The 3,475-nt window shown below is 69.2% G+C and carries 1 protein-coding gene; it reads right to left on the bottom strand.

What is annotated here, in order from left to right; all coding sequences use genetic code 11:
- A partial coding sequence (locus tag AAW14_RS39065) for a condensation domain-containing protein (RefSeq protein ID WP_265569219.1) occupies positions 1–3,475 on the bottom strand: 3,475 nt, incomplete at both ends.

The following is a 3,475-nucleotide window of genomic DNA, read 5'->3' as shown; positions in this document are numbered from 1 at the left end:
CAGCAAGTAGTGCGCCAACCGATTCGCCCGCGCATCCAGCTCCCGGTACGACACCCCCACACCACCGGCAACCACTGCCAACGCATCCGGCGTGCGGGAAACCTGCCCAGCAAACAGCTCCGGCACCAGCACCGACCCGAGATCCACCGCCGAGTCGTTCCACTCCACCAACACCCGACGACGCTCGACCTCACCCAGCACATCCACCGCACCCAGCGACAGAGCCGGATCACGCGTCACCGCATTGAGCACCCGCACCAGACGTTCGCCGAACCGCTCGGCCGACTCCGCATCGAACAGATCCGCCGCCGCCACCACGGCACCCCGGAGACCGCCAGGCGCACCGTCAGCGGTGAACACCTCGAAGAGCCGCACCTCCAGGTCGAACTTCGCCGCAGTGGCAGCGACCTGCAGATCACCGGTCATCTCATGAACCGTGTCGGCGTCCTGCGTCACCCGGTCGGCGACGTTGTTCTGGAGGTCCAGCTGGACCTGGAACAGCGGGTGCCGTGCGCGCGAGCGCGCCGGGGCCAGCTCCTCGACCAGCTTCTCGAACGGCACGTCCTGGTGCGCCAGAGCGGACAGCGTGGTCTCCCTCACCCGGCCCAGGACCTCCCGGAACGTCGGCTCACCCGACAGATCCGTCCGCACCACCAGCGTGTTGATGAAGAAGCCGACCAGATCGTCCAGCGCCTCGTCCATACGGCCGGCATTCGCCGAACCGATCGGAATGTCCGTCCCCGCGCCGAGCTTGGAGAGCAGCACCGCCAACGCGCCCTGCAGCACCATGAACGGGGTCACACCCTCGGCCCGCGCCAGCTCGGCAAGCCGTGCGTGCACGGTCGCCGGTATCTCCAGCGGCACCCGGTGTCCACGGTGGGAGGCCACCGCCGGACGCGGACGGTCCAAGGGGAGGACCAACTCCTCCGGCACGTCGGCCAGTGCCTCACGCCAGTAGGCGATCTGCCGGGCCATCAGGCTTTCGGGATCGTCCGCGTCGCCCAGCAACTCACGCTGCCACAGGGCGTAGTCCGCGTACTGGACCGGCAGCGGCTCCCACTTGGGCGCCCGGCCCGCGGACCGCGCTTCGTACGCGGTCGTGATGTCCCGGCCAAGGGGGCCAACCGACCAGCCGTCGCCGGCGATGTGGTGGATCACGATCAGCAGAACCCGCTCGTCCGGCGCCACCTCGAACAGGGTTGCCCGGAACGGCATTTCTGCCGACAGGTCGAACGCGTAGCCCTCGGCCTCGGCGACCGCGTCCTCCAGCGCATCCGGTGCGAGGGTCACGACCTGCATCTCCCAGGCCGGGACGTCGGCGCCGATGATGCGCTGGAACGGTTCGCTCTCACCCGCCGCGTAAACCGTCCGCAGTACCTCGTGCCGCCCGATGACGTCACGCAGTGCCGCACCCAGGGCATCAATGGCCACGCCGGTCGGGAGCTGCAGTCGGAACGGGATGTTGTAGGTCGAGCTCGGTCCCTCCAACTGGTCGATGAACCAAAGCCTTTGCTGGGCGAAGGACAGCGGCGGGCGCTCCGGCCGGTCACCGGCCTTGAGCGCGAGCCGAGCCCTCGCCGAACCGGCCACGCGGGCCGCCATCCCGGCCACGGTAGGCGCCTCGAACAACGTCCGCAGCGGCACCTCGACGCCGAGGGCCACACGCACCCGGCTGATCAGCCGCACGGCGAGGAGGGAGTGGCCGCCGAGGGCGAAGAAGTCGTCGTCGACGCCCACGCTCTCCAGTCCGAGGACGTCGGCGAACGCGGCGCACAGGATCTCCTCACGCGCGTTCGACGGGCCCCGCCCGGTGCCCGCGGGGTACTCCGACGGCGCAGGCAGCCTGCCCGTGTCCACCTTGCCGTTCGCCGTCAACGGCAACTCGTCCAGCAGCACCACACCCGCCGGCACCATCGACTCCGGCAACTGCTCCCGCACGAACGCCCGCAGCTCTGCCGCATCGACCTCCGCACCCGGCACGGGCACCACATAGGCCACCAGCCGACGGTCCGCCACCGAACCGGCCCGCTGACCCACCGCACCACCGTCCACGGCCAACGCCACCCGGCCCCGGCCCGGGAACACCACCTCCGCACCCGACCCGTCCACCACCGGCACACCACTCAACGGCAACTCCGGCGCACCCGTCAGAGTGTCCACCACGCGCCCCAGACAGTCGGCGAGATCGACGACCGTCTGCGCGTCGAACAGGTCGGCCGCCGCCGTCACCGAACCCCGGATCCCAGCCGGTGCCCCGTCCGGCCCGAAAGCCTCCGTGACACCGACCTCCAGGTCGAACTTCGCCACCGAAGCCTGCACCGAACCCGATGCCGCTGCCGAAACCTCTGCCGAACCCGCTGTGCTCCCCCCGTCCAGGACCATCCGCCCAGCGTTGTGCAAGGTCAGCATCACCTGGAACAGCGGGTGCCGCGACAGCGACCGCGCCGGGGCCAGCTCCTCGACCAGCTTCTCGAACGGCACATCCTGATGCGCGAACGCGGCCAGGCTCGTCGCCCGCACCCGGCCCAGCACGTCCCGGAACGTCGGATCACCCGACAGATCCGTCCTCAGCACCAGGGCATTGACGAAGAAGCCGACCAGGTCGTCCAGCGCCTCGTCCGTCCGCCCGGCCACATCCGTACCCACCGCGATGTCCGTCCCCGCACCAAGCCGGGACAACAGGACCACAAGGGCCGCCTGCAACACCATGAACACCGTAACGCCCTCAGCACGCGCCAGCTCCAGCAACCGCGCATGCGTCAGCGCCGAGATCTCCAACGGCACCTGGTGACCACGATACGAAGCCGCCACGGGACGCGGACGGTCGAACGGCAGACCCAGCTCATCCGGGACACCCTCCAACGCACCACGCCAGAACTCCACCTGACGATGCAACAGGCTTGCCGGATCGCCGACATCGCCGAGCAGCTCCCGCTGCCACAACGCATAGTCCGCATACTGCACCGGCAACGGCTCCCACACCGGAGCCCGGCCCTCACACCGAGCCGAGTAGGCCGCCGTTAGGTCGCGCTCAAGCGACGTTGTCGACCAGCCGTCGCTCGCGATGTGGTGCAGGACGACAGCCAGCACCGGATTGTCCGTACCGGTCTCGTACAGCCGTGCGCGGATCGGAACCTCTCGGGTGAGGTCGAACGCGTACTGCGCCGCCTTTTCGACCTCGCCTTCCAGATCCGCCGATGACACATGGACGGCCTCGATCTCCCAGTCCAGATCATCGATCTGGTTGATCAGCTGGTACGGCTCGCCGTCGGCCGCCGGGAACACGGTGCGCAGGACCTCGTGTCGGCCGATCAGGTCGCAGAACGCCGCGTTCAAGGCTTCGCGGTCCACATCGCCGGGCAGCCGGAGGAGCAGCGGGATGTTGTAGGGGGTGCTCGACTCCTCCAACTGGCTGATGAACCAGAGTCGTTGCTGTCCGTAGGAGAGCGGGAGGCGGTCGGGCCGGGGCATGGGC

The sequence above is a fragment of the Streptomyces hygroscopicus genome, assembly GCF_026168105.1.
Taxonomy (GTDB): Bacteria; Actinomycetota; Actinomycetes; order Streptomycetales; family Streptomycetaceae; genus Streptomyces; species Streptomyces hygroscopicus_D.
The sequence above is the reverse complement of the archived record's forward strand: the minus strand, read 5'-3'. Positions and strand labels throughout refer to the sequence as shown.